The organism is Caballeronia sp. GAFFF1 (genome assembly GCF_023630705.1).
GTDB lineage: Bacteria > Pseudomonadota > Gammaproteobacteria > Burkholderiales > Burkholderiaceae > Caballeronia.
The window spans coordinates 187,468-213,704 of record NZ_JALQEM010000019.1; the positions used below are offsets into that span (position 1 = coordinate 187,468).

General features: G+C 66.3%; 21 protein-coding genes. 6 read left to right on the forward strand and 15 right to left on the reverse strand.

The features are described from left to right. Nucleotides 1-32 precede the first annotated feature (32 nt). Together NCR37_RS10795 and NCR37_RS10800 are read right to left on the reverse strand one after the other, a co-directional pair. Nucleotides 33-779, reverse strand: a complete 747-nt coding sequence (locus NCR37_RS10795) for an SDR family NAD(P)-dependent oxidoreductase (protein ID WP_250472985.1) — start codon at nucleotides 777-779, stop codon at nucleotides 33-35. Between the two features lie 45 nt (nucleotides 780-824). Continuing rightward, nucleotides 825-1,910 carry a porin gene (locus NCR37_RS10800; RefSeq protein ID WP_250472986.1) on the reverse strand — a complete coding sequence of 362 codons (1,086 nt, stop codon included), beginning with the start codon at nucleotides 1,908-1,910 and terminating at the stop codon, nucleotides 825-827. Nucleotides 1,911-2,547: 637 nt separating this feature from the next. On the opposite strand from NCR37_RS10800, the gene NCR37_RS10805 reads away from it, so the two are divergent. Both NCR37_RS10805 and NCR37_RS10810 read left to right on the forward strand, forming a co-directional pair. Beyond that, nucleotides 2,548-3,690, forward strand: coding sequence for a CaiB/BaiF CoA transferase family protein (locus NCR37_RS10805; protein ID WP_250472987.1), 1,143 nt, complete (start codon nucleotides 2,548-2,550; stop codon nucleotides 3,688-3,690). Then, nucleotides 3,687-4,832, forward strand: coding sequence for an acyl-CoA dehydrogenase family protein (locus NCR37_RS10810; RefSeq protein ID WP_250472988.1), 1,146 nt, complete (start codon nucleotides 3,687-3,689; stop codon nucleotides 4,830-4,832). Before NCR37_RS10805 ends, NCR37_RS10810 begins: the two co-directional genes overlap by 4 nt. A 69-nt stretch (nucleotides 4,833-4,901) precedes the next feature. On the opposite strand, the gene NCR37_RS10815 is transcribed toward NCR37_RS10810, so the two are convergent. The 9 genes from NCR37_RS10815 to NCR37_RS10855 form a co-directional block, all read right to left on the reverse strand. Next, nucleotides 4,902-5,801: an SDR family NAD(P)-dependent oxidoreductase gene (locus tag NCR37_RS10815; protein ID WP_250472989.1), complete on the reverse strand. Its 900-nt coding sequence runs from the start codon at nucleotides 5,799-5,801 to the stop codon at nucleotides 4,902-4,904. A 35-nt stretch (nucleotides 5,802-5,836) separates the two neighbouring features. Continuing rightward, the gene (locus NCR37_RS10820) at nucleotides 5,837-6,292 is read right to left on the reverse strand and encodes a MaoC family dehydratase (RefSeq protein ID WP_250472990.1); all 456 of its coding nucleotides are present in this window, start codon (nucleotides 6,290-6,292) and stop codon (nucleotides 5,837-5,839) included. Beyond that, on the reverse strand, nucleotides 6,289-7,443 hold the full coding sequence (locus tag NCR37_RS10825; RefSeq protein ID WP_250472991.1) for an acyl-CoA dehydrogenase family protein: 1,155 nt from the start codon (nucleotides 7,441-7,443) through the stop codon (nucleotides 6,289-6,291). Before NCR37_RS10825 ends, NCR37_RS10820 begins: the two co-directional genes overlap by 4 nt. Nucleotides 7,444-7,458: 15 nt before the next feature. After that, the gene (locus NCR37_RS10830; RefSeq protein ID WP_250472992.1) at nucleotides 7,459-8,658 is read right to left on the reverse strand and encodes an acyl-CoA dehydrogenase family protein; all 1,200 of its coding nucleotides are present in this window, start codon (nucleotides 8,656-8,658) and stop codon (nucleotides 7,459-7,461) included. Between the two features lie 13 nt (nucleotides 8,659-8,671). Beyond that, complete coding sequence (locus NCR37_RS10835; protein ID WP_250472993.1) at nucleotides 8,672-9,853, reverse strand: lipid-transfer protein; 1,182 nt, start codon at nucleotides 9,851-9,853, stop codon at nucleotides 8,672-8,674. 126 nt (nucleotides 9,854-9,979) lie between these two features. Next, nucleotides 9,980-11,053, reverse strand: a complete 1,074-nt coding sequence (locus tag NCR37_RS10840; protein ID WP_250472994.1) for an MBL fold metallo-hydrolase — start codon at nucleotides 11,051-11,053, stop codon at nucleotides 9,980-9,982. 63 nt (nucleotides 11,054-11,116) lie between these two features. Further along, nucleotides 11,117-12,259, reverse strand: coding sequence for an acyl-CoA dehydrogenase family protein (locus tag NCR37_RS10845; protein WP_250472995.1), 1,143 nt, complete (start codon nucleotides 12,257-12,259; stop codon nucleotides 11,117-11,119). Between the two features lie 59 nt (nucleotides 12,260-12,318). Next, nucleotides 12,319-13,560 carry a thiolase family protein gene (locus NCR37_RS10850; RefSeq protein WP_250472996.1) on the reverse strand — a complete coding sequence of 414 codons (1,242 nt, stop codon included), beginning with the start codon at nucleotides 13,558-13,560 and terminating at the stop codon, nucleotides 12,319-12,321. Nucleotides 13,561-13,587: 27 nt separating this feature from the next. After that, on the reverse strand, nucleotides 13,588-14,358 hold the full coding sequence (locus tag NCR37_RS10855; RefSeq protein WP_250472997.1) for an enoyl-CoA hydratase/isomerase family protein: 771 nt from the start codon (nucleotides 14,356-14,358) through the stop codon (nucleotides 13,588-13,590). Between the two features lie 185 nt (nucleotides 14,359-14,543). Between NCR37_RS10855 and NCR37_RS10860 the strand changes: the two genes are divergently transcribed. The 3 genes from NCR37_RS10860 to NCR37_RS10870 all read left to right on the forward strand — a co-directional run bounded on the left by NCR37_RS10860 (nucleotide 14,544) and on the right by NCR37_RS10870 (nucleotide 19,258). Next, entirely contained in the window at nucleotides 14,544-17,252 is a 2,709-nt protein-coding gene (locus tag NCR37_RS10860; RefSeq protein WP_250472998.1) for a winged helix-turn-helix domain-containing protein, read from the forward strand. A gap of 84 nt (nucleotides 17,253-17,336) precedes the next feature. Further along, nucleotides 17,337-18,437, forward strand: coding sequence for a helix-turn-helix transcriptional regulator (locus NCR37_RS10865; protein ID WP_250472999.1), 1,101 nt, complete (start codon nucleotides 17,337-17,339; stop codon nucleotides 18,435-18,437). Beyond that, nucleotides 18,434-19,258: an SIR2 family NAD-dependent protein deacylase gene (locus tag NCR37_RS10870; RefSeq protein ID WP_250473000.1), complete on the forward strand. Its 825-nt coding sequence runs from the start codon at nucleotides 18,434-18,436 to the stop codon at nucleotides 19,256-19,258. The genes NCR37_RS10865 and NCR37_RS10870 overlap by 4 nt, the downstream gene beginning before the upstream one ends. Nucleotides 19,259-19,269: 11 nt before the next feature. Here NCR37_RS10870 and NCR37_RS10875 read toward each other — a convergent pair whose 3' ends face one another. Both NCR37_RS10875 and NCR37_RS10880 read right to left on the reverse strand, forming a co-directional pair. Continuing rightward, a complete protein-coding gene (locus tag NCR37_RS10875) occupies nucleotides 19,270-22,734 on the reverse strand; it encodes an ATP-binding protein (RefSeq protein ID WP_250473001.1) in 3,465 nt (1,154 codons plus the stop codon). Between the two features lie 4 nt (nucleotides 22,735-22,738). Continuing rightward, a complete protein-coding gene (locus NCR37_RS10880) occupies nucleotides 22,739-24,004 on the reverse strand; it encodes a metallophosphoesterase family protein (protein ID WP_250473002.1) in 1,266 nt (421 codons plus the stop codon). Nucleotides 24,005-24,183: 179 nt separating this feature from the next. On the opposite strand from NCR37_RS10880, the gene NCR37_RS10885 reads away from it, so the two are divergent. Then, a complete protein-coding gene (locus NCR37_RS10885) occupies nucleotides 24,184-24,405 on the forward strand; it encodes a hypothetical protein (protein ID WP_250473003.1) in 222 nt (73 codons plus the stop codon). A gap of 12 nt (nucleotides 24,406-24,417) precedes the next feature. Here NCR37_RS10885 and rsmA read toward each other — a convergent pair whose 3' ends face one another. Both rsmA and pdxA read right to left on the reverse strand, forming a co-directional pair. Continuing rightward, entirely contained in the window at nucleotides 24,418-25,227 is an 810-nt protein-coding gene (gene rsmA, locus NCR37_RS10890; protein WP_250473004.1) for a 16S rRNA (adenine(1518)-N(6)/adenine(1519)-N(6))-dimethyltransferase RsmA, read from the reverse strand. Between the two features lie 19 nt (nucleotides 25,228-25,246). Further along, the gene (gene pdxA, locus NCR37_RS10895) at nucleotides 25,247-26,236 is read right to left on the reverse strand and encodes a 4-hydroxythreonine-4-phosphate dehydrogenase PdxA (protein WP_250473005.1); all 990 of its coding nucleotides are present in this window, start codon (nucleotides 26,234-26,236) and stop codon (nucleotides 25,247-25,249) included. Between the last annotated feature and the right edge of the window lies 1 nt (nucleotide 26,237).

Below are 26,237 nucleotides of genomic sequence, written 5' to 3' on the forward strand. Positions count from 1 at the left end.
CTCCTTTTGCGATGCTTCGAAACCATCGCGCCTCAACGCGTGCCGCAGTCGATATCGACCACCGTCGCGTTCATGTATGCGTTCTGCACCAGATGAACGACGAGCGCGGCGAACTCCTGCGCGCGGCCCATCCGTCGCGGAAACAGCATCTTTTCGATGAGACCGTCCGACACTTTCTGCGGCATGCCCGCCGACATGCCCGATTCGAACAGGCCGGGCGACACCGCCAGCACGCGGATGCCGTGTTCCGCGAGATCGCGCGCCACGGGAATCGTCATGCCGATCACGCCCGCCTTGCTCGCGCTGTACGCGGCCTGCCCCATCTGGCCGCCCTTCGCCGCGCCCGACGCCGTGTTGATGATGACGCCGCGCTCGCCCGTGTCCTCCGGTTCGTTGTTCGTCATGGCGAGCGCCGCGTGGCGCACCACGTTGAACGTGCCGGTGAGATTGACCGCCAGCACGCGGTCCCATAATTCGCTCGGGAAAAGCTGACCCTTGGAAAGGGTCTTGCACGGGCCGAGCACGCCCGCGCAGTTCACCGCGATGTTCACGCGCCCATGCATGCAGACGACCGCCGCGACGGAGCGCTGAACGCTCGCTTCATCGGCGACATCGACCGCGAACGAGGAGATAGACGGACCGAGCGCCTCGCGCAGCTTGTCGGCATCGAGATCGAAGCCGACGACTGTCGCGCCCGCTGCGGCGAGCGCCTTGCAGGTCGCGAGACCGAGGCCCGACGCCGCGCCCGTGACGATGGCCACCTTGTTTTCCAGTTTCATGCGCCTTTCCTGATTCGAGATGGATGTGCCGACATGTCCGCCTGCTCAGAAGCGGTGCGAAATGCCCGCTCCGACGAGCGTCTGCGACGTGCCCGGCTTCGTCACCGAGACGCCCGGCCAGCTCATCGTCGCGGTGCCGTGGTTCTTCATGTAGCCCGCGCGGGCATAGACGGTCGTGCGCTTGGACAAGCTGTGATCCGCGCCGAGCTCGAACGCGAGCGTGTTGTTATCCACGCCGCGCACCTTGCGCTGGACGGCGGCGAACTCGATCACGTCCGCATCCGTCGCCTGAATCGTCATGCCGGCTTCCGCGATGCTGTTCGAATTCGCGGCGTTCAGGCGCGCCGCGAGCGAGCCCGCCGGCGCGCTCTGCGGACGCGAGTAGATGTAGTTGAACTGCAAATTGACGATCCCGAAGCGATACGCGAGCGCGCCCGTGTAGTGGTCGGTCGACATCATGGCGAGTGGACCCGGCAGCCCCGGGATCGTCCTCGTGCCCTGATGCTCGTTCTGGTAGGCGATGCCCGCATAGAAGCCGTAGCCCGTGTACATGGCGGCGACGTCGAGCGTGTTGCCCAACGTGGTCGGCACCGGATACGACGAGGTGGCCGCGAGCGCGTACATCGCGTACAACTGGAAGCCGTTCAGGTTCGGCGACTTGTACAGCACCGAATTGCTGAGACGGCCGGGGCCGGCCTGTGTGGCGAGCGTGTTGCGATCGGTCGCGATAGCCGCTGCCGAAAGCGGCGACAACACTTCATTGCCGCGAAACGGATCGCCGTAGTACAGCACCCAGAACGTCGGCTGATATTGGCGTCCGAACGACAGCGTGCCGTACCGCTCGTGCGTCAGGCCGAGCCATGCCTGGCGGTAGAACATGGCACTAGGGTCGACGAAGAATGCGCCGTTGTTGGTCGTGTATCCGCTCTCCAGATCGAAGACCGCGCGCAAGCCGCCGCCGAGGTCTTCGGTTCCCTTCAAGCCCACTTGCGAACCCGCCGAGCCGCCACTGCGTTCCATGATCGACGACGTTCCGCCGTTGTTCAGGTACTGGCCGAATACATCGACCACGCCGTAGAGCGTGACGCTCGATTGCGCCGCCGCGCTGCCGGCCGCGACCGCTGCTGCCATTGCCAAGATTGTCTGTCTGATGAAGCGCACGCCTGTCTCCTGTCTTTTTATTGCCGCATCCGGCCAGACGCGGTTGAAAAATCGCGGTTGCGCACGCTCCGGTGGACACCGGGCAGCGCCGAGCGCGTGGGAAGCGTGGACGTTGTGCGTCGTCCATCTTTTTATTAGGGATGCTTATCTACATGTCGAGTCTTGTTGCGTGGCATGGAAGACGCGCTGTGCCATGTCGTTGCGACCGCCGCTCGCCTTCGCTCACGCTGCGGTCGCGCTTTTAAATCGGCTCCCGTCGAAGCGGATTGTGAACGCGAGGCACGCGGTTGCTCGTGCGCTGAATCTGCGCGTCTCGATGCCCAGTTGCCAGCCACACGGCGAAGGATAGGCGGTATCTCGATTTGCGCCGCCCCCTCGTTAATGGGGGGGAAGGCGAGGTGCGCGAGCCATGCGCGCAGGCACGGCGCGAGTCGAGAAAAGCGTCGCTTGGAACCGCGTTTTCGATCGCGGCATGCGGGCGCCGCGACGGACAGGCGATGCCCGCCACGCGCGCCGTTCGCCGCGTCGCGCGCCCCCTCGCGACGAGGGGGCGCGTGCCCGCAGGCGCTCTCTATCATGGGCCGACACGAACCTACGGAGACAATCAATGACAGCGACAAAGCGCGGGCCGCTTGCCGGGCTCAGAGTGCTCGAGATCGCGGGCATCGGGCCGGGGCCGTTTTGCGGCATGCTGCTCGCGGATCTGGGCGCAGACGTCGTGGTGGCGGACCGCATCGAAGCCGCTGCGGACGGGCTCGATCTCGGCGACACCCAAATCGCGAACCGGGGCAAACGCTCCATCGCCGTCGACCTGAAATCGGCCGATGGTGTCGACACCGTGCTCGGCCTCGTCGAACATTGCGACGTGCTGATCGAAGGCATGCGCCCCGGCGTGATGGAGCGCCTCGGGCTCGCGCCGGACGTGTGCCTCGCGCGCAATCCCCGTCTCGTCTATGGGCGCATGACCGGCTGGGGGCAGGCAGGACCGCTCGCGCATGCAGCCGGGCACGACCTGAACTACATCGCGCTGTCGGGCGCGCTGTGGTACGCCGGTCAGCCGGGAACCGCGCCGCTCGCGCCGCCGAGCCTCGTCGGCGACGTCGGCGGCGGCGCAATGTATCTCGCCGTCGGCATTCTGGCCGCCGTCATGCACGCGCGCGCCACCGGCGAGGGCCAGGTGGTCGACGCGGCCATCGTCGACGGCAGCGCGCACATGACGACGCTGCTGCTCGCGTTGCAGGCGTCGGAGCAGATGACCGCCGCGCGCGGCGAAAGCCTGCTGGACGGTCCGCACTGGTACAACACGTATCGCTGCGCGGACGGCGGCTATGTGTCGGTGGGATCGCTGGAACCGAAGTTCTATGCGCAGCTGCTCGACAAGCTCCGCCTGTCCGACGACCCTGCGTTCGCCAAGCCCTACGACCGCCGGGCGTGGCCCGCGCTGCGCGAGCGGCTCGCCGAACTCTTCGCCACGCGCACGCGGGACGAATGGTGCGCGCTGCTCGAAGGCACCGATGCGTGCTTCGCGCCGGTCCTGAGCCCGGAAGAAGCCGCGGCGCATCCGCACATGCGCCAGCGCGAGATCTACACGCGCGAGAACGGCGTGCTCCAGGCGAATCCTGCGCCGCGCTTTTCCGCCACGCCGCCCGCTCCGCCCGGCGCCATTCCGCGACGCGGGCAGCATACCGAAGCGGTGCTGCGCGACTGGTCGCGCTCCTCCCATTCCGACTTCACGAAGGTTTCCAAATGACCGACACCGCTCACCTGTTCCTGACCGAACAACAAAACCTGATTCGCGATTCGGCGCGCCGCGTGGTCAGCGAGATCGTCGCGCCGACCGCCGCCCGGCGCGATCGCGAGTCGGCGTGGCCGCGCGACGAACTGAAGGCGCTCGCCGAACTCGGCTTCCTCGGCATGCTGATTCCCGAGGAATACGGCGGCACCGGCGCGGGCGTGCTCGACCTGTGTCTCGCGCAACACGAGATCGCCGCTGCCGACGCGGGCCTCGCCACCATCATCCACGTGCACAACTTCACGGCGCTGAACATCGTCGAACACGGCACGGAGGAACAGAAGCGCCGCTATTTGCCCGCGATGGCGCGCGGCGAGTCCATCGGCGCGTTTCTGTTGACGGAACCGCACGCCGGCTCCGATACCGCCGCGCTGCGCACCACCGCGCGCAAGGACGGCGACAGCTACGTCGTCAACGGCTCGAAGCAGTTCATCTCGAACGGCAGCGAAGCGGGCGTCGGCGTCCTGTATGCGATGACCGACAAAAGCGCCGGCAAACGCGGCGCGAGCTTGTTCATCATCGATCCGGGCCAGCCCGGCTATCACGTCACGCGCGTGGAAAGCAAGCTCGGCCAGCACACGGCGCACACCGCGCAGATCACGCTCGAAGACTTCCGCGTGCCGGCTGCGAATCTGCTCGGCGGCGAGGGCGACGGCTATCGCGCGGTGATGGGCGGCTTGTCGGATGGGCGGATCGGCATTGCATTCATCGCGGCGGGCGTGGCGCGCGCGGCGCTCGAAGCCGCAGTCAGCTACGCGAAAGAGCGCGAAGCGTATGGCGCGCCGATCATCCGGCTGCAAGGCGTGGCGTTCGATCTCGCCGACATGGCCGCGCAAGTGGACGTCGCCTATCAGTATTGCCTGCACGCTGCGCGTCTGCGCGATGCCGGCGTCGCGTGCGTGAAGGAAGCGTCGATTGCGAAGATGTTCGCGAGCGAAATCGCCGAGAAGGTCTGCTCGGATGCGCTGCAGATTCACGGCGGCTATGGCTATCTCACCGACTTTCCCGTCGAGCGATACTTGCGCGACGTGCGTATCTGCAAGATCTACGAAGGGACGAGCCACATTCAGAAGCTGATTATCGCGCGCAGTCTCGGCTGAATCTGCTGCTTCGCAAATGCAACGTGCCCGGCATGACCGGGCACGTTGCTTTCTACCTTACGCGGTCGGTCATGCGCATACCAGCTTGAGGAACGCGCCCACCTGCTGCCCCGACTCCTCGTACTCCTGCGCAGTGCTCCAATTGGCGATGTCCCCGAAGCGCGCCGCCACGCCTTCCGGCGTCACTTCCGCGTCCGGCAGCAGAACGGGCACGGTCTCGACGATAGTAGCCGCCGCGAACGCGCCGCCGCCCGCCGCGATGATCGTCTTCGACGGCGCATTCTCGCTTGCGAGGAAAAGGACGGCCGGCGTCACGCGCTCCGGCTGAATGCGCGCGAGCATGGCTTCCGGCAGGATGTCGGCGGTCATGCGTGTGGCGGCCACCGGCGCGATGGTGTTGACCTTGATGTTGTTCTTCTTGCCTTCCGTGGTCAGCGCGTTCATCAGGCCGATCACGCCCATTTTCGCCGCGCCGTAGTTGGCCTGGCCGAAGTTGCCGTACATGCCCGACGACGACGTCGTCATCACGATGCGGCCGTAGCCCTGTTCGCGCATGATGTCCCACACCGCCTTCGAGCAGTGGATCGAGCCCATCAGGTGAACGTCGAGCACGGCCTCGACGTCGGCCATGTCGAGCTTCGCGAAGCTCTTGTCGCGCAGAATGCCGGCGTTATTCACGAGAATGTCCACGCGCCTGAACTCGGCCACCGCGCGCTTCACCATGTCCTGCACCTGCGCGAAGTCCGCGACGTTCGCGCCGTGCGCGATGGCCGTGCCGCCCGCCTTGCGGATCTCGTCGACCACGGCGAGCGCGGCGTCGGACGAGCCGCCGCTGCCGTCGCGCGCGCTGCCGAAATCATTGATCACGACTTTCGCGCCGCGCGCGGCGAATGCGAGCGCATGCGCCCGCCCCAATCCCGCGCCCGCGCCGGTGACGATTGCGACCTTGCCATCGAAACGAATACTCATGCTTGATGCTCCATTCCAGTTGTCGAGAGATAGGTTCAGGGAAACAGACGCATGATCGATTCGGCGACGCACGCGGGCTTGTCCGAGCCTTCGCATTCGAAGGTCATTTCCACTTTGAGCTGCGCGCCGCCCTGTCCGATCGCATCCCAGCCGAGCAGCCTGAAGTGCGCGCGCACGCGGGCGCCCACTTTGACCGGCGCGACGAAGCGCACTTTATCGAGACCGTAATTGAGGCCGCTTTTCGTTTCCTTGATCTGGAACGCGGTGGCGAGCAACGCCGGCAGCAAGCTCAGCGTGAGAAAGCCGTGCGCGATGGTGCCGCCGAACGGCCCGTTCTTCGCGCGTTCGACATCGACGTGTATCCACTGATGATCGCCCGTTGCGTCGGCGAACAGATCGACGCGCGCCTGGTCGATCAGAAGCCACTCGCTCGTGCCGATGGATTCGCCGACGAGCAGCTGCAAGTCCGCGATCTTGTCGAAGTTCTTCATGCCTGTGTGTCCCCCTGAAGCAAGGCGTGTTGCAATTGCGCGGCGCAGGCCGCTTCGTGGCGATCGCTGCTGCCGAACAGCACGTCCGCGACGACCGCGCGCTTGTAGTAATGGCCGACCGCGTATTCCTCGGTCATGCCGATGCCGCCGTGAAGCTGGATGGCCTGCGCGCAGACGAATTTCGCGGCGCGGCCGATCAGCGCCTTAGCCTGCGACACCGTGTGCCGGCGCGCGGCGGCGTCTTCGTCGTTCAGAAGCGACGCGAGGAGCGCGAACAACATCGAGCGCGCAATTTCGAGTTCCGCCGCCATGTCCGCCATGCGATACTGCAACGCCTGGAAGCTGCCGATCGGCACGCCGAACTGCTTGCGCATCTTGAGGTAGTCGGCCGACATCTCGATGGCTTTTTCCATCCCGCCGATCAGTTCCGCGCACAACGCCACGGTGCCGTGCGCGAGGCCGTGATGCAGCGCCGCGAGTCCGCCGCCGGACGTGCCCAGCACGGCGTCCTGGCTCACCACGACGGTTTCGAGCGCAATCTCGGCGGCCCAGCTTCCGTCGTGCAGGCGCAGCGGCCGGCAAGCCACGCCGGGCCGCGACGCCGCGACGAGAAAGAGCGTCAGCGGACCGTTGTCGTTCATTGCGGCCGACACGATGTACGCGTTCGCGCCGGGCGCGCCGAGCACGAGCGTCTTCGTGCCGCGCAGCGAGAAGCCTTCGGCGGTGCGGGTCGCGCGGGTCAGAACCGGCTCGGGAAAGCCGCGCGACTGCGCTTCGCTATAGGCGAGCGCGAGCCGCAGCGAACCATCGGCGAGTTGCGGCACGATGTGGTCGAGCTGCGCGGGCGCGGCGGCGGCCACGAGCGTTTGCGCAGCGAGCACGCCGCAGCCGAGATACGGCTCCACGACGAGCGCCCGGCCGAACTCCTGCGCGATCAGCGCCGTGTCGATGACCGAGCCGCCCAGCCCGCCGTACGCTTCGGGCAGCGCGGCGGCGAGCCAGCCGTTGTCCGCGAACGCCTGCCAGTGCGCAGGCTCGCTCGTTCCACTTTTCAATAGCGCGGCGCGCGCGTCGAAACCGCATTCTTTCTCTGCGAAGCGGCGCACGCTGTCCTGCAGCAGTTGCTGCTCGGAATCCAGTTTGAAATTCATGTCCTGTCGGCCCCGTCAGAGTTGAAACAGCATCTTCGCGATGATGCCGCGCTGCACTTCACTCGTTCCGCCGTAGATGGTGGAAGCGCGCCGGAAGAACATCTCGTTGGCCTTGCCGCGCCCAGCCTGCTGGTGAGGCAAGGGTTCGCCGAGCGCCGGATCGTGTGGCTCGGGGTACGCCACTGCGCCGTAATCGCCGAGCGCCTCGACGATGAACTCCGACAGGCGTTGCTGCAACTCGGTCCCGCGTACCTTGAGAATGGAACCCATAGCGTGCGCGGCGGGACTGTGGTCCTCTTCCATCGCCGCGACGCGCTTCACCATCGTCGCGATGGCGTTCACTTCGGCTTCGAAGCGCGCGAGCTTCCGCGCAAACTCGGGCTCCTCGACCAGCAACCCGCCGCCCGAAAGCTCGCTTTTCGCGAGCACACGGATTTGCGAGAGAAAGCGCCGCAGAACCGGCAGATCCGCCGCTGTCGCATGCTCGTTGTTGAGCAGGAACTTGGTGATCTTCCAGCCCTCGCCCTCTTCGCCGATGCGGTTGGCAACCGGCACCCGCACGTTGTCGAAGAACGTCTCGTTCAGGTGATGGCAGTCGTCGATGCTGCGGATGGGGCGCACGGTGATGCCCGGCGTCGCCATATCGACGAGCAGGAAGCTGATGCCCGCCTGCTTCTTCGCGTCCGCGCTCGTTCGCACGAGCAGGAAAATCCAGTCGGATTCGTGCGCGTAGCTCGTCCAGATCTTCTGGCCGTTGACGATGTAGTCGTCGCCGTCGCGTTCGGCGCGCGTCGAAAGCGACGCGAGGTCGGACCCGGAGCCCGGCTCGGAGAAGCCCTGGCACCACAGTCGCTCGCCGCTCAGGATCAGCGGACGATGCTGCGCCTTTTGCTCCGGCGATCCGAATTCGTTAAGCACGGGGCCGAACAGCTTGTGCGCGAAGCCGTCCTGCGTCGGCGCGCCGCCGGCGACGCATTCCTCATCGAACACGAGCCGCTGCATCACCGACCAGCCGGTCCCGCCATGCTGCTTCGCCCAGTAGGGCGCGCCCCAGCCGCGTTCGTTCAGGATGCGCTGCCAGCGCACGAGATCGGCGCGCACGGAGCGTACGCTGCCGACGGGCTTGCCCGCGAGATCGGCCGGCAGGCTCTCGCGCAGAAAAGCGCGGACCTCCTTGCGGAATGCATCGAGACCCGGATCAGGTTGGAAGTTCATCGAACGCTCCGCTTCAATTGCGATACATCGTGACGACGCACGCGCCGCCGATCCCGACGTTGTGTTGCAGCGCCACGCGCGCGTTCTCCACCTGCCGGCCGCCCGCCGTGCCGCGCAACTGCTGGACGAGTTCGGTGCACTGCGCGAGGCCCGTCGCGCCGAGCGGATGCCCCTTCGACAGCAGCCCGCCCGACGGATTGACCACGTGGCTGCCGCCATACGTGTTGTCGCCGTCGTCGATGAACTTCGCCGCGCCGCCTTCCGGGCACAAGCCGAGCGCCTCGTAGGTGATGAGCTCGTTGTGCGCGAAGCAGTCATGCAGCTCGATCACCTGCACGTCTTCCGGACCAATGCCGGATGCTTCGTACACCTGATTCGCCGCTTCCTGGCTCATGCCGTAACCCGCGACGTAGCGCAAATCGTCGCCCGTGAGCGATTCCGTGCGATCCGTCGTCAGCGCCTGCGCGGCGATCCACACGCGCGTATCGAGCCCATGACGCCGCGCGTAGTCCTCGCTGCACAACACCGCCGCCGCGGCGCCGCAAGTCGGCGGGCAGGCCATGAGACGCGTCATCACGCCGGGCCACATGACCTGATCGGCCAGCACGTCTTCCGCAGTCACGACCTTGCGGAACACCGCTAGCGGATTGTTCGCGGCGTGGCGGCTCGCCTTCGCGCGAATCTTGGCGAACGACGAAAGCGGCGTGTCGAAGCGTTTCATGTGCTCCATGCCCGCGCCGCCGAAAATGCGCAGCGCCGGTGGAATGTCCTGCGGCACGCCGAGCCGCTCGCACTGCGCGAGGAAGAGTTCGGACGGCAGCGGCCGGTCGTTGAAGTAGCTGCCGAGCGCGCCGGGGTTCATCTGCTCGAAGCCGACCACGAGCGCCACGTCGATCGCGCCGGCTTCGATCGCCTGGCGCGCGAGAAACAGGCCCGTGGAGCCGGTCGAGCAGTTGTTGTTCACGTTGAAGATGGGCAGGCCCGTCATGCCGACGTGATAGAGCGCGCGCTGGCCCGCTGTGGAATCGCCATAGACGAAGCATGCGTAGGCTTGCTGGACGGACTCATACGGCACGCGGGCGTCCGCAAGCGCCGCGCGCGCGGCCTCTGCGCCCATCAGATCGTACGTTTCGCTCGCACCCGGCTTCTTGAACGGCACCATGCCGACGCCCGCCACCACTACTTTGCACGTCATCTGTTCTCCTTCGATTATCGTCGTCTCGCGGTTCGACAGAACCGGCATCGGTCCATCATAGGCAGCGGGCTGCGCGCGCTACACCCCTCGTTTCAAGGGGGCGCGCCGCCGCGCCGGAAAGCGTGGTCATGCGCGCATGCGATACCAGAGTACGCCGTCGTCGTCCGCGTGCGAAGTTGCTTCGCCGTTGGCCAGCAAGTAGTTGAGATACGCCAGCGCCTCGCCGGTGGCAAGCGTGTACCGGCTAAAGCGTGCCTCTTCCACCGCGCCGGCGAAGAGCGTGCCGAAGACGTCCACCGCGCGGCGCGGCGCGGCGAGCCGGTCACGCAGACTCCCGAGCCCGCGTCGAGCGGCGGCGTCCAACCGTTCTATGCGCTCGTGCAGCCCGTGAAACGGCTCATGGTGCGACGGCAGCACGAGCGCGTCGGCCGGGATGGTCCGCGCGAACCGGCTGACCGATGCCAGCCATTCGCCGAGCGGATTCGCGCCGGGCTCCACCGGATGCACCGACACGTTCGACGAGATGCGCGGCAACACGTGATCGCCCGAGATCAGCACGTTCAGTTCGGGGCAGTACAGGCAGGCGTGCTCCGGCGAGTGCCCAAGCCCGACTCTCACGCGCCAGCGGCGCTTGCCGATATCGAGCGTCTGCCAGTCTTCCATCCGGCGAAAGCTGTCGGGCAAGGGAAACACCATGCCCGCCGCGACGCCGAAGCGCGAGCGATACTGCTCGATCGTATCGTGACGCCACCCCGCGCGGCGATAGAAGCGAATCGCGTCTTGCGGCGCCTCGCGGCCCTGCTCCGCCACGAAGGCCCGGCACGTCAGGTATTCCGTCCGCGTCATCCAGAGCTCGCAGTCGAAACGGCGCGCGAGCCACCCGGCCATGCCCGCGTGGTCGGCGTGATGGTGCGTGGCGAAGACACGCGTGATGCGACGCGAGCCGAGCGGACCGGCGAGCAGCGCCGCCCATCGCGACGGCGCATCGGGCATGAAAAGGCCGGTGTCGACAATGGCCCAGCCGTCGCCGTCTTCCAGCGCCCAGATGTTCACGTGGTCGAGCGACGCCGGCAACGGCAAGCGCATCCACAGCACGCCGGGCGCGACTTCGATTGCCTCGCCCGATGCGGGAGCGGCGTCGAACGGGTAATGCAGTCCGCCGCCTGCCGCCAGGCGGAAAGTCGATTCGTCGCTGTTCATGCGAATCTCCGATAGTCGGCGGCCTCTCGCGGACCGCTCGCTTCGCTCAATGAAGCCGGCGCGTCAGGTGAATGCGGCAACGCCCGTGAGCGCGCGCGAGATGACGAGCTGCTGAATTTCCGTGGTGCCGTCGGGGATCGGAATGATGATCGCTTCGCGCAAGAGGCGCTCGACGTTGAATTCCTTCGTGATGCCGTTGCCGCCGTGAAGCTGCACGGCGTCGCGGCATACGCGCACCGCCGACTCGGTGGCGAACGCCTTCGCCATCGACGCCTGCATGTCACAGCGCACGCCCGCGTCGATCAGGCCGAACACGCGCTGGCACATGAGCCGCGACGCGTCGACGAGAATCGCCATGTTCGCGATCTTCGCGGCGATCAGCTGGTGCGACGCGAGGACCTTGCCGAACTGCTTGCGCTCCTTCGCATACGCGATCGACTCTTCGAGCGACGCGCGCATGATGCCGACCGACAGCGTGCCGACATGCGCCCGCGCAGTTTCGAACACCTTCATCGTGTTGCGCAGCCCCTGGCCTTCTTCGCCGATCAGGTTCGTCGCCGGGACACGCGCATCGGTAATGAAAATCTGCGCAGTGGACTGCGAACTCAACGCCATCTTTTCGATGTTGCGCGATTCATAGCCGTGTTCCGCGCGGTCGATCAGGATATGCGAGAGGCCCGTCTCAGTGCGGACGGTGCAAATGAGCACGTCCGAATAGACGCCGTTGGTGATCCACGTCTTCTCGCCATTGACGATGTAGTGGTCGCCGTCACGCACGGCGCGCGTCTTGATTTCCGCGACGTTCGAACCGACGTCCGGCTCGCTGATGCCAATGGAGCCGAAGATCTTGCCCGCCAGCACGCCGGGCATGTAGCGGTCGCGCACTTCCGGACGCGCGTTGATCAGCATGGAGGCCAGCCCCATGTTGAGCATCACCGCGAGCGCGACATCGCAGGAGCACGCCACGAGTTCTTCGAACAGCATGCCTTGCATGGTCATCGACCAGCCCATGCCGCCGTATTCCACCGGCACGGTGCAGCCCGGCAGGCCGAATTCGGCGATGCGCTGCGTCAGCTCGCGCATCTTCTCCTTGGGAATGAAGCGGTCGCGGTATTCGCGCGCGACGGGTTTGACTTCGGTTTGCAGAAACTTCCGGAAGCTCTCGACCGCGAGGTTCTGGTCTTCGGTAGGCAGTTGATAAGGCATGGTCTATCTCTTGGTAGCGGGTCTCGTGCGCGATGTCATGCGCGAGTTGATGCGCGGGTTCATGCGCGGCCGAAAATGCCGATGTGATCGATGCTTTCCTCGACGCCCCACAGGCCGCCGCCGTTGCCCTGAATCGCGAAGCGCGCGCCTTCTACCTGTCGCGCGCCGGACTCGCCGCGCAACTGTTCGACGAGTTCGAAAATTTGCCCGAGGCCCGTCGCGCCGATGGGATGCCCCTTCGATTCCAGACCGCCCGACGGATTGATCGGCAGCCGCCCGCCGATGCTCGTCTCGCCGCGCTCGGCCATCGCGCCGCTGTCGCCGGGGCGGCACAGGCCCAGGTTCTCGCACAGCGCGATTTCGCCGATGGACGACGCGTCGTGCAGTTCGGCCACGTCGATGTCCTCCGGTCCGATGCCCGCTTCGTCGTAGGCCAGCTTCGCCGCATGCACGGTGATGTGGTTGGCGAGATCGTCGCCGGCGCGCGGCGAGGCCGAGCGCACGACCGTCGCGAGCACGCGCACCGCGCGCTTGCGATCGAAGCCGTAGCGTTCCAGCGCCGACTCGGTGCACAAGATTGCAGCCGCCGCGCCGTCGGAGATCGGCGAGCACATCGGCAAGGTCAGCGGATACGTGATGGGCGGCGCGGCGAGAATCTCGTCGATGCTCATCGGCTTGCGGTACTGCGACCGCTCGTTGTGCACCGAATGATTGTGATTCTTCGACGACACCGCCGCGAACTGACGCTGCGTGATGCCGAAGCGCGACATTAGTTGCCGGCCGATGCCCGCGTACACGTCCATGAACACGCTGTACGGCTTGTCCGACGTGGTGCCCGGCGGCGGCGAAATGTTCTTGCCGAGATCGACGATCTGCGCCGCGTTGGCTTCGGCGGTTTCGACGTCCCACGCGGAATCGAACACGGAGAACATGCGCGCCTTGTCCGGCGAGTACATCTTTTCCGCGCCCACTGCGAGCACGACATCCGCCATGCCGGCGCGAAGCTGCGTCACCGCGAGATGAAACGCGCTGCTCGCCGACGCGCACGCGCTCTCGACGTTATGGATGGGGATGCCGCCGAAGCCCGCCGGAATCAGCGCGACCTGGCCGCGAATCATGTGCTGGCCTTGCATGTGGCCTTGCGTGGTGTTGCCGAAGTACGCCGCCTGCACCCACTTGCGGTCGCAGCCGGAATCCTTCAGCGCATCTTCGACGGCCCACGCCGTCAGTTGCTTGACCGACTTGTCGAGGTGGCGGCCGAACGGCGTCATGCCGACACCGACGATATAGACTTTTTCCATGTGGATACCTTGATGATCGAGTGAGTGTCAGCAGCCTTTGAAGACCGGCTCGCGCTTTTCGGCGAACGCGCGCAGCCCTTCCTTCACATCGTAGGAACGCTGATGATCGCGAAGCTCCAGCAGTTCGTGACGCAGCGCGTCGGCGGCGGATTTGTCCGGCGCTTCGTTCGCCACGCGCTTCATGCGCGCGAGCACGAGCGGGCTCTTCTTGGCGAGCTTGTCGGCGAGCGCCTGCGCGCGCGCGGCGAGTTCCGACGGCGCGAGCACTTCGTTCACGAGGCCATGCCCCTTGAGTTCGGCGGCGCTCATCGCATCGCCCGTAAAGAGCAGATAGCGCGCGACGTTGACGGGCACCTTGCGCGGCAGGATGGCCGCGCCGCCCGCGCCGGGAAACACGCCGAAGTTGGAATGCGCGTCGCCCAGCTTGGCCGACTCCGACGCAAGCACGATGTCGCACGCCAGCACGATCTCAAGCCCGCCGGCGAGCGCGAGCCCGTTGACGGCGGCGATGACCGGCTTCGGAAACGCGCGCAGCGTGTCGAAGAACTCGACAATCAGTTCGAGAAAGTCGCGCACGCCTTCTGCGGGCGGAGCGGCCGCTTCGATCAGATCGGCGCCGGCGCAAAAGGCGCGGCCGTTGCCCGTCAGCACGACGACTCGCACGTTGTCGTCGTCGCGCCACGCCGTCAGTTGCTCGGTCAACCCGGCGGCCATCTCGCGATTCAGGCTGTTCATCGCGGCCGGACGGTCCATCGTCAGCCAGCCTACGGAGCCCACGAGCGCATGTGAAAAACTCATCTCTCCTCCACAGTATTAGTAATTGCCTTCGTTGACGTTCGCGTTCGGGTAAGTTAGTTTCCGGTCATCCGATTGACACCCCTCGTTCAGGGGGGGCCATCGTAGGCGGTCGAGCGACCGCCGAGCAGAGCTTCCCCAGCGCGGCTTTCGCGGCCGCCGCACGACTGCATCGACTAGGTGACGACTTGCCCACGCCTTTCACCAAACACCTGGTTTCCACCAAGTTTTCGCCGCCGCGCATCGGCGCACGGCATGTCCCTCGCACGAACCTGCTCGCGCAACTGGATCGCGTGCACCAGGCGAAACTCGCGCTCGTATCCGGGAGCGCCGGCTACGGCAAGACCGTGCTGCTCGCGCAATGGCGGCAGAACTGCCTGAAGTCCGGCGCGGAAGTCGCATGGCTTTCGCTCACCGCCGACGACGGCGGCTACGCGGATTTCTGCGCGGAACTCTTCGCGGCGATGCAGCGCCTGGGCATCTCCGTCGAAACGGACATGCCGCCCGACGACACCAGCGCGAGCGCAATGGACGCGGCGATCGCGGCCATCGTGGAAGGCGCGGTCGATCTGCCGAAGGACGTGTATCTCATCATCGACGACTATCACCACGTCGAAGCGCCCGCTGCGCACAAGTTCGTGCAGAAGCTGCTGGATCACGGGCCGGGCAATCTGCACCTCGTGATTTCGTCGCGCGTTACGCCGCCGCTGAGTCTCAGCCGGTTGCGGATGATGGGTCAGATCGTCGAAGTGGACAGCGCGGAATTGCCGTTCGATCTGCCGGAAACACGGCATTTTCTCGATGAAAACCTCGGCACCGGCAAGATCAACGCCGACGAACTCGGCCTGATTCACGAGCTCACGAGCGGCTGGCCGTCGTGCCTGCAACTCATCGTCACCATGCTGCGCAACCGCCCGGAAGCGCGGAGCATGTTGCAGGATCTCGTGTGGCGCTCCAATGATCTGCAGACCTATCTGAGCGAAGAAATCATCGCGCATCTGCCGGAAGAACTGACGGCATTTGCCGAGAGCATGTGCGTGTTCCGGCGCTTCAACGCGTCGCTCGCGCAGAGCGTGACGGGTCAGGCGAACGCGGCGGACCTGCTCAAGAAGATGGAGGACGACAACCTGCTCACCATCCGGATCGATTCGGACGACAGAATGATCTGGTATCGCCTGCATCGGCTCTTCGGCGAGTTTCTCTCGACGCGTCTGGAACGGCGCGGCCGCGACGCCGTGAACGAACTGCACAGGCGCGGCGCGCGCTGGTTCGCGGAGAACGGCCTCCTCGCCGAAGCCATGCGCCACGCGAGTCTCGGCAACGACATCGAATACGCCACCGGCATGATCGAGCGCGCCGCGCCCGCGACGTGGAATCTCGACTATCTCAGCCCGACGCTGCATCTGCTGGATCGCGTTCCGGAAGAAGTGCTGTTCCGTCACCCGCGCCTGTTGTTCCTCGCCTGCCTGACGGTTTCGCTGACGTCGCGTCCCGCGAAGGCCAAGGCGTGGCTCGCGCAACTGCGCAGCGGCGCGCACACGGTCCCGCCGGAGATCGAACGCAGTCTGCCGCTCGTCGAGGCGGCCATCGCATTCCAGAACGATGACGCCGCGCGCATGATCGAACTGCTCGAACCGGTGCGCGACGCGGCCGTCGAGAACCCGTTCCTCCGCTACATGTTGATCGCGGAACTCGGCGTCGCGTACCGCTCGGTGGGCCGCTACGCGGAAGCGAAGCGTCTCTTCGACACGCGTCATGTCCCGCACGCCGATCGCAACAACGACATGGCGCTCGTCGTCGAAGCGACGCTGGTGTCCAATCTCATGTTCGAAGGCCGCATGCGCGAGGCCGAACGTCTGGGCTCGGCGTTGCTCGCGCGATCGGTAAAGGCGGCGGGCCATCATTCGATCAGCGCGAACGTGTGCGCCGGTCTGCTGGCGAAGGTCTACTACGAACTCGACCGTATCGACGACGCCCGCGAGACGATCGCCAACCGGCGTGGCCTGCTGCATTCGTCGGGACCGGATGTGACGATCTGGGCATCGCTGTGCCGCGCGAGACTCGATCTATTGCAGGAAGGCGCCGATGCCGCGCTCGCGTTCATCCGGCAGCAGACATCGCATCTGCAAAGCCTCGGGCAGCGGCGCGCCGTCAGCTATATGCTCGCCGAACAGGTCAAGGTTCTGCTCGTCAAAGGCGATCGCGCGGGCGCGAGCGAGACGTCGGCATTACTGAGCGAACTGGCGCGCGCCAATGCGAATACGGACGGCGCTGCGCTCCCCGATGAAATCGCGGCGAACGCGGCGCTCACGCGCGCGCGCGTGCTGCGCAACGACGACCCGGCCGAAGCGTTGCGCGCGCTCGATGTCGTCCGGGCGCATGCCGTCGGCTTCAACCGTAGCCGCTTGCTTGCGCTCGTCGATCTGCTGTCGGGCGCGGTGCTCGCGGACATGAAGCGGACCGACGACGCCAACGCATGTCTGCTTCGCGCGGTGCAGGCGGGACGCGAACTCGGCCTCGTGCGGACGTTCGTCGATGAAGCGCCTATCGTCGGCAAGCAGCTCGGCGCTCTGCTGCGCGAGAAGCGGCTCGACGCATCCAGCCTGCGCTATCTGGAAGAGCTGGTCGCGAAGCTCGCCGACAGCGCCAGCGCGGATGACGCCGCGTCGATGCTGCGACGCGCGCACACGTCGAAGACGGACGCGGTGCTCACGCAACGCGAAGTCGAAATTCTCGGGCTCGTCGCGCAGGCCATGTCGAACAAACGCATCGCGCTCACGTTGAACATCACGCTCGAAACGGTGAAATGGAACCTGCGCAATATCTTCGCGAAACTGGGCGTATCGAGCCGTTACGACGCGATGGTCTGGGCGCGCAAGCAGGAGCTGATTCAGTAGGGTTTGCTGACGACACTTCGTTCGAGACACGTTGTGTCCCGGTCGTTCCTATAATGAGGCGATAACGCCTCAAGGAACCGCTCCATGACCTCCAGTCTCGACGAAGCCATTCTCCGCGTGCTGCCGACGGAACGGGACGCCGTCTCGTGGCTCTCGACGCCCGAAGTGCGCCGCCGGCTCGAAGAGCGCGGGCATCGCGTCGGATATACGAAAAAGGTGCAACGCCATCTGAGCGCGCTGGAAGCCGAGTCGCGCGTCATCTCCACGATCAACGGCCGCGAGTTGCTGTGGCAGCGCAAGCCGTGGCTGCACGGCCTTCAGGAAGGCGTCGGGCTGATGAGCGCGTCGGAGGCCGTCGCGTTTCATATTCTTCAGCGATTCGCGGGCAACAAACTGCCGGCCGCCGTCACGCAAGACATCGATCCGCTGTTCAAGGCGGCGGAAGCGCGGCTGTCGCAAGAGAAAGCGGACAGCCGCATGTATCGCGCGTGGGCCGACAAGATCGATTCGGTGGATGGCGCATTCACGCTGATTCGCCCGAAGCTGCGGCCGGAGATTTTCAACACGGTGGCGACCGCGACGTTCTTCGAGCGCGAATTGCTCGTGCAGTATCGCGCCGCGTACCGCAGCGAGAGCAAGGAAAAGAGCGATGCGCCGAAGACCAAACGCCTCTGGCCGCTCGCGCTCGTCGAATCGGCGGGCGTCATGTACATGGTCGCGCAGGACCCGCGCCGCGCGCCGCCGGCCGGCGAAGGCGAGCCGGAATCGGCGCGCGCGCTGTATCGGCTGGACCGCATCCGGTCGGTGACGGAGTCCGGCGACTCGTTCAGCTATCCGGCGGACTTCCGGCTGCGCAAATACATCGAGACGCAGCAGGCGTTCGACTTTCTGCCCGAACCGGCCGTGAAGCTGGAGCTTGCGTTCGAAGGCAGCGCGGGCAATCAGTTGCGCGAATCGCCGATGTCCAAGGATCAGCAGATCGACACCCTGCCCGATGGCCGCATGAAAGTGACCGGCACCGTCACGCCGAGCCTCAAACTGCGCTGGTGGCTGCGCGCGCTCGGCGCGGGCGTCGAGATTCTTGCGCCGCAAGCGTTGCGTGACGAATTCGCGCAGGATTATCTGAAACTCGCGAACCGCTATCGGCATGCAACGGCAAGCGCGCACGCGGGAGAAGCGGCATGAGCGACGAAGCGCTCGTCCAGCAAGCCGCCGCGTGGATCGCCGACGCCGATGGTCTCCTCGTCACGGCCGGCGCGGGCATGGGCGTCGATTCGGGCCTGCCTGACTTCCGCGGCCCGGAGGGCTTCTGGCGCGCGTATCCGGCGTTGCGGCATCACGGCTTCTCGTTCGAAGACATGGCCAATCCCGACGGCTTCGTTCGGCATCCGCGTCTTGCGTGGGGCTTCTACGGGCATCGGCTGGCGCTGTATCGCGCGACGCAGCCGCACGAAGGCTTCGACGTGCTGCGGCGCTGGGGCGCGCGCATGCGTCACGGCGCATTCGTTTTCACGAGCAATGTCGATGGTCAGTTCCAGCGCGCGGGTTTCCCCGCCGAGCGCGTTGCGCAGTGCCACGGCGCGATCCATGCGATGCAGTGCATCGACGCCTGCACGAACGACATCTGGCCCGCCGACGCGTTCGAGCCGGTCGTCGACGAAAGCCGTTGCGAACTCGTCAACGCGTTGCCGCTTTGTCCGCATTGCGGCCGTCTAGCGCGCCCGAACATTCTGATGTTCGGTGACTGGAACTGGATCGACACGCAATCGGCGCAAGAGGAACGGCGACTTGCGGCTTGGCTTCGAAGTGTCGAACGGCTCGTCGTGGTCGAACTCGGCGCGGGCCGCGCGTTGCCGACGGTGCGGCGCTTCAGCGAACGGCACGGGCCGCGCGTCGTGCGCATTAATCCGCGCGAGCACGGCATCGCGCCGGGCGTCGGCGTGGGCATCGCGGGCAGCGCGAAGGAGACGCTGCTACGGCTCGATCGCGCGCTGAACGGCTCATGACGCCTCGCGCTTCAGCCCATGTATCTCACGTTGACCTGCGGCCCGAACACTTCGCGCACCATGCCGACCAGATGATCGTGGTGGCCCAGAAAGATCACCTGCGTGCGCCTGGCGATTTGCGCCAGCACGCGCAGGCCGGCGCGGGCGCGGCCATCGTCGAAATTGATGAACAGATCGTCCGCGACGAACGGCAGCGCCGATGCCTTCTCGCCGTGCTCCTCCAGCGCCGCGAGCCGCAGCGCGAGAAAAAGCTGATCGCGCGTGCCCTCGCTCATTCCGCCGATCTCGACATGCGCGCCGTTCGTCGCGCGGACGGCGGCGAGCGCCATCGGCTGGCGGTCGTAATCCACGACGAGCCGCGAGAACGCCCCGAGCGTCAATTCGGCGAAGATGGCGCTCGCGCGCGAGAGCATCGGGCCCTGGCGGCGCTCGCGGTAGCGGTCGATGGCCCACTTGAGCAGCGTCGATGCCGTCTCCACCTTGATAAAGCGTTCGGCGGCGTCGGCCATGGCGGCGAGCGCTTCCTGACGCTTCGCCTCGGCGCGCGCCGCGTTGGCTTCGCCCGAGATCGCCTTCAGTTCGCGTTCGGCGGCGTCGAGTTCGGCGGCCAGCGCGGTCGAGACTTTCACCGATTCGTTGAGCGCGCTGCTCGTCAGCGACAGTTGCGCCTGCACGTCCGCGATGTCCGCGCCGTCCACTTCCGCGATCAGCGCGTCGAGCGCGAGTCCGTCGCCGCCCTTGATGAACGCGTCGCGCGCCTCGTGCACGGCCGCGGTCAGGTCGCGCTTGCGTTGTGACTCGGCGATGCGCGCGGCCAGCAGTTCCGGCGTATCCACGCCCGCGAGTTCATAGAGCGGGCGCAGAGTCGCGCGCGCTTCGTCGAGCGCCGCTTTCGCGGCGCTCGCTTGCTCATTGGCCGTTGCCAGTTCGCGGCGGATGCGCTCCGCTTCGCCGCGCGCCGCGCACGCGCTCTCCAGCCGCGACGATAGTTCCGCCGACATGCCGCTTGCTTCGAGCGCCGCAAGCTCATGGTCGATGTGCGTGGCGAGCCGCGCCGCGTCCGCTTGAAACGCAGCGAGCGACGCGCGCATCGGTTCGATCTGTTGCGAGCGAATGGCGTCGACCTGCGTGAGCTGATCGCCGATCTTCTTCACGATGCCGATGGCGGTTTCCGCCGCCGCCTGCGACTCCGCCGCGACCGCGAGGCCCGCGCGCCCGACCGCCGCCGACCAGTCGCGCTGCCATTGCTCGAACGCGTCGCGGGCGGTGTTCGCGGCGCGTTGACGGGCGATGCTTTCGGCACGGGCCGCGTCCAGCTGCTCGCTCACGTGACGCCGCGTGACCGTCGCTTCGTCGATGGCGCTGATGTGGCGCTCGGCGATGTCGCATAGCGCGTCGAGGTCGGCGGACGCATCCGCAGCCACGTCCGCCTGCGCGAGTTGCCGCGCGAGTTCAGCGCGACGCGAGTCTGCATCGGCGGATTCGCGTGCGAGTTCTTCGCTGTCGCGGTCGAGCGTCTGCGATGCGGCAAGCGCCTGATCGCGGCGCGCGAGCCACGACGGAACATCGTCGAGCGCCATGTCCGCGATCTGCGATTGCGCGGCCAGCGCAGCCCACGCGGCGTCGAAGTGAGCGAGCGCGGCTGCGGCATCGCGCGCGGCCTGCTCCCGGCGTGCGACAGTCTCCTGTTCCACCGCCACGCGCCGCTTCAGCGCGACGAGCTGCGTCGCCTGACCGACCGAGCCCAGTTGACGATCCGCGAGCCCGTCGGCGGCGTGCATCGCGGTTTCGAAGCGCGGCGCGGCTGTCGCGAGCGGCGTCTCGCCCGCGCGGATGGCGTGCCACGCGGCGTTGCGCGCGTCGCGGGCCTCGCGGACATCGGCGGCCGTCACGACATCGTGTGTCTGCACGAAATCGCCCAGTTCGGTTTGCGTCGCGTGCAGCGTGTCTTGCGCTTCCTTCAGCCGATCGTCGGCCATCGCGAGCCGCGACGCGAGCGCCTGCCGTTCGTCGCGGAGCACCCCGATGCGCTCGGCGGCGGGCAAGGTCATCGCGCGCAATTCGGGCAGCGGCCGCGTCCACTTGCCGAGCGATACGAGCGCCGCCTGCAAAGCGTGGTCGGCTTCGCGGCGTGCGTCGTCGAGGCGGCGTTGCGTCGTCGCGGTATCGCGGGACTTCTGCGCGGCCCGCAGCGCCGTGCGCAAGCCGGGCGCGACGTCGCAATCGGACAGCGCGGCGAGCCGCGTCTGCAACGCCGCGATCTGCTCCACGCTCTCTTGCGCCGCGCGCTCGGCGTTGCGCGCCGCGAGTTCCAGTTCGCCGCGATCGAGCATCAGGCTCGACACGGTCTGAAGCACGAGCGGTCCGGGCAGCGACTGCCGCGCGCTTGCTTCGTCCTGCGCCCAGCCAAGTTGCGCGCAATCCTGCGATATCTGCCGCACGCGCACGGCGACTTCCTGTTCGAGCCGCGCGATTTCGTTCGCGTGATTCGCGCATTGATGCCGCGTTCCTTCGAGCGCGCGAATGTCCGCTTCGACCGCGAGCAGCGCCTGATCGATGCGAATCTCGCTCAAGTCCTTCTGCAACTGCTCGACGTCGCGAGCGTGCAGATCGAGCGCGGTCTGCGCCGACGCCAGCCGCGTGAGCGCATTCTGGAGCGCCGCTTCGGCGTTGGCGGGCAGATCGGCGGTATCGCCGAGTGCGTCGAGTTCCGCGGACTTCGCGCGCCAGACGTTGAGATACGGCGCGGCGCGACGGATGCGTTCCAGCTTCGCGCGCGTGACTTCGAGTTCCGCGCGACGCGCTTCCTGCTCGCGGCTGCGCTCCTGCGCCTCTTCCACCGCGCCGTGCGCCCGACGCCACTGCGCCGTCCGCACGCTCGCCGCCTTCAGTTCGGCGGTGGCTTCTTCGTATTGCTTCAGCGCGACGTAGTAGGCCCGCTCGCCCGACTTGCGCTTGGCCCAAAGACTGTCGGCTTCGTCTGCGAGACGCTGGCGCACTTCGCCCAGACTCGCGATGCCCGCCGCCGACTGAAACAACACCTGCCCGACATCGCTCGATGCGTCGAGAATGCTCTGCCCGCCGCGAATCAGCGCGGTGTGGTCCAGGCAATACATCTGCTCGAAGAAACTCTTGTCGGCGGTGCCGAGGAACGGCGCGAGCGCATCGGCGGCGAGCGGCTCGCCGTTAGGCGTCGTGAGCGGCGACTTGCGGCTCTTCGTGCGATGAAACGCGAGCGCCGCGCCGTCTTTCTCCAGCTTCGCGCCCAGCCGCAGATCGCTTTGCGGATGCAAAAAGGCGAGCGACGAGCTATGGGGCATGCCGAAAAGCAGTTCGGAAATGGCCGTCTTGATGGTGGATTTGCCCGCCTCGTTCGGGCCGACGACGAAATGGAAATCGTGGTCCGCTGGCGGGAATTCGACGGCGTGGTCCGTGAACTTGCCGAAGCGAATGAGATCGAGCTGGCTGATGCGCATCCCGTTACTCCGCGTCCGCGAGTTGCGCGATCAGGCCGGAACGCGCCTCGCTCACGAGCTTGGCGAGGTCGCCGTCGCGCACGTAGTCGAGTTCGGGCACGGACTTCTGCAAGTCGCTCGGCGCTTGCGTCGCGAGCGTGATGAGCCTGTCTTTCAGCATGGCGAGGAATTCGGGATCAGATTCGGCTTCGATCAGAAGCGCGTGAAGATCGGCGAGCGCGTCGCCGCCATCGGCCAGATCCGCTGCCGTGCGTTCGCGCGTGATCGGCTGCGTCGCGACTTTCACCTTTTCGAGCCACAAGCGGTCATGGCTGATCGCCGCGATCTGCGCGAGGACTTCGGCGCGTAGCTGCTTTTCGTTGGCGAAGAGTTCGCCGTGCGCCTTCGTCGCGCCGGTGATGCTCACGCGCACCGCGTGCGGCACCGGGCGCTCGGCGGCATCCACCAGCGCCTCCAGCGCACGGCCGGCCGCGCGGGCGACTTCATCGAGCGTGTCGAGGCCGGATGCATCGACATTCACGGCTTCCCAGCGCAACACGTCGATGAACAGCCGCTCGACGCTGACTTCTTCCGCCTCGGACACGCTGACCAACACCGCGCCGCGCCGCCCTGTCTCGCGAATGGTGCGTCCCTGCAAGTTGCCCGGAAACACGATGGTCGATGCTTCCTGCCAGATCGCGAATTCATGCACGTGACCGAGCGCCCAGTAGTGATACTCGCGCGCATGCAGCTCCGCGACCGTGCACGGCGCGTAACTCGCGTGCATCGCCGCGCCTTCGAGCGCCGTGTGCAGCACGCCGATATTGAAATAACCGTCGACAGGCGGCGGATACGCGGTCACGAGATTCGTCGTCACCGCCTTGTCCTTGAAGCTGTGGCCGTGCAGCGCGACCTTCAGCGCGTCGATGCGATATGTCTGCGGCTTCTTCGTCGAAAACGTGTGGACGTTGTCCGGCAACTGAAGCTGGCTCGTCATTTCGCTCTCGGCGTCGTGATTGCCGTAAAGCAGATACACGGGAATGCCCGCGCGCCGCAGCTTGCCCATCTCCTTGCAGAAGAAGATGCCGGTGTTGTGATCGCGCCAGGTACCGTCGTACAGGTCGCCCGCGATGACCATGAAATCCACTTGCTCATCGATGGCGAGCGACACGAGCTTCGAGAATGCCTCGCGCGTGGCGTTGCGCAGCATGTCGGCGGGCGCGTCGGCGTAGGCGGAGAGCCCGTGCAGCGGGCTGTCGAGATGGATATCGGCCGCGTGAATGAAGCGCATGGCGCTGTCTCCTTTGAATGAGTGGTCGCGCTTCGCTCGTGTTCGAACGACGATCGTTGCAGACGTTCGGGACAATTCGCGTCTCGGTCGACCCAGTGCTTCGACCGCGCTCAAGAGACGCGAAATGTCCCGACACGCACGCAGAATTCGTGAACGTCAACACGCAGCGAGGTAACACGATGACCAGTCCCTACACCGCCCATAACGTCGACGCCGCTATCGTGCATCTGGAGCGCGTCTTGTCCGCTGAGGGCGCGAATTCGCTATTCGGGCAGACCTACTGGCGCAAGCGCGTGCAGCAGGTCAGCACGACACGCGGTTTGCAGCGCGATCAACGCATGCGGCTCGACCGACTAATGAAACTGCTCGCCTCCGACGCGCGCGAGGCGACATGCCAATGACGAACCGGCGAATCAACTGCGCTCGAGAGCCTGCGCCAGCGCGACGAACTCCGCCACCGGCACTTCTTCGGCGCGTCGCGCGAGATCGAATCCGAGCGCATCGAAATCGACCTTGTCGCGATACGCCGCGAGATTGTTGCGCAAGACCTTGCGACGCTGCGCGAACGCGGCCTTGACGACATCGCTCAACACGGTTTCGTTGACCGCCGGCAACTCATGCGGCGCGAACGGAATCATGCGCACGATCGCGGAATTGACCTTCGGCGGCGGCTGGAACGATTCGGGCGGCACGTCGATCAGCTTGTCCATCACGTAGCGGTATTGCAGCATCACCGACAAACGCCCGTACTCCTTGCTCGCGGGCTCGGCGATCATGCGCTCGACCACTTCGTCCTGAAGCATGAAGTGCTGGTCGATCACCTTCGGCGCGAACGTCGTCAGATGGAACAGCAGCGGACTCGAAATGTTGTACGGCAGATTGCCGACGATGCGCAGCGACGGCTTGTCGCCCGCGAGCGCGAGCGTGCCGAAATCGAATTCGAGCGCGTCCGCCGAGTGCACGACGAGCCGCTCGCCGAAGCGCTTTTCCAGCCGCCCGATCAGGTCGCGATCCAGCTCGACCGCGTGCAGCGGCGACTCGGGCGTGGCGAGGCGCTCGATCAACGGCTCGGTGAGCGCTGCGAGCCCCGGCCCGATTTCGACCATGCGCTCGCCGCGCTGCGGCGCGATGGCGTCGACGATGGAATCGATCACGCCCTGATCGACGAGAAAGTTCTGGCCGAAGCGCTTGCGCGCCAGATGGCCCTGGTGTCGTGTGGACATACGTTTTCGTTGGATGCGCTCAGGCGCTGCGTTTGTGGCGCGCCATGGTCACGGCGGCGTCGATGGCGGCGATCATGCTGCCGGGGTCCGCGCGGCCCGTGCCCGCGAGATCGAGCGCCGTGCCGTGATCGACAGACGTGCGGATGATCGGCAGGCCGAGCGTCACGTTGATGCCTTCGCCGAAGGTCGCGTATTTCAGGACGGGCAGGCCCTGATCGTGGAACATGGCGAGCACGCAATCGGCGTCTTTCAGATAGCGCGGCTGGAAGAGCGTGTCGGCCGGATACGGACCGGGCGCGTCGATGCCGAGCGCGCGCGCGCGTTCGAGCGCGGGCGAGATGACGTCGATTTCCTCGCGGCCCAGATAGCCGTTCTCGCCCGCGTGCGGATTGAGGCCGGTCACGAGAATGCGTGGCGCAGCGAGCCCGAAATGCGCGCGCAGATCGTGGTCGATGATGCGTAACGTCTCGACGATGCCGTCGATGGTGAGCGCGGCCGATACGTCCTTCAGCGGCAAATGCGTGGTCGCGAGCGCGACGCGCAACGGGCGCTCGCCGCTGCCCGCGAGCATCATCACGACGCGCGGCGTGTGCGTGCGCTCCGCGAGATATTCGGTGTGGCCGGTGAAAGGCACGCCGGCGTCGTTGATCGTGCTCTTTTGCAGCGGCGCCGTGACGATGGCATCGAAACGGCCCGCCACCGCGCCGTCGATGGCGGCATCGAGCAGATCGAGCACGTAGCGCCCGTTTGCCGCGTCCAGCTTGCCGGCTTCGGCGGGCGCCGCGAGCGCGTGATGTTCGATGTCGATGAGGTCGCCGTTCGAAGGCCAGGCAGCGCCCGAACGCGCTTGGAGCAGCGCACCGTCGCCGAGCACGGTAAAGCGCGCCGACGGCCAGCGCGCGTGCGCCTGAGCGAGCGCCGCAGCCGTCAGCTCCGGACCGACGCCAGCCGGTTCGCCGGTTGTGATGGCGACGGAAAGCGGCCTGTCCGGATGCGCGGCGGTGCTCATG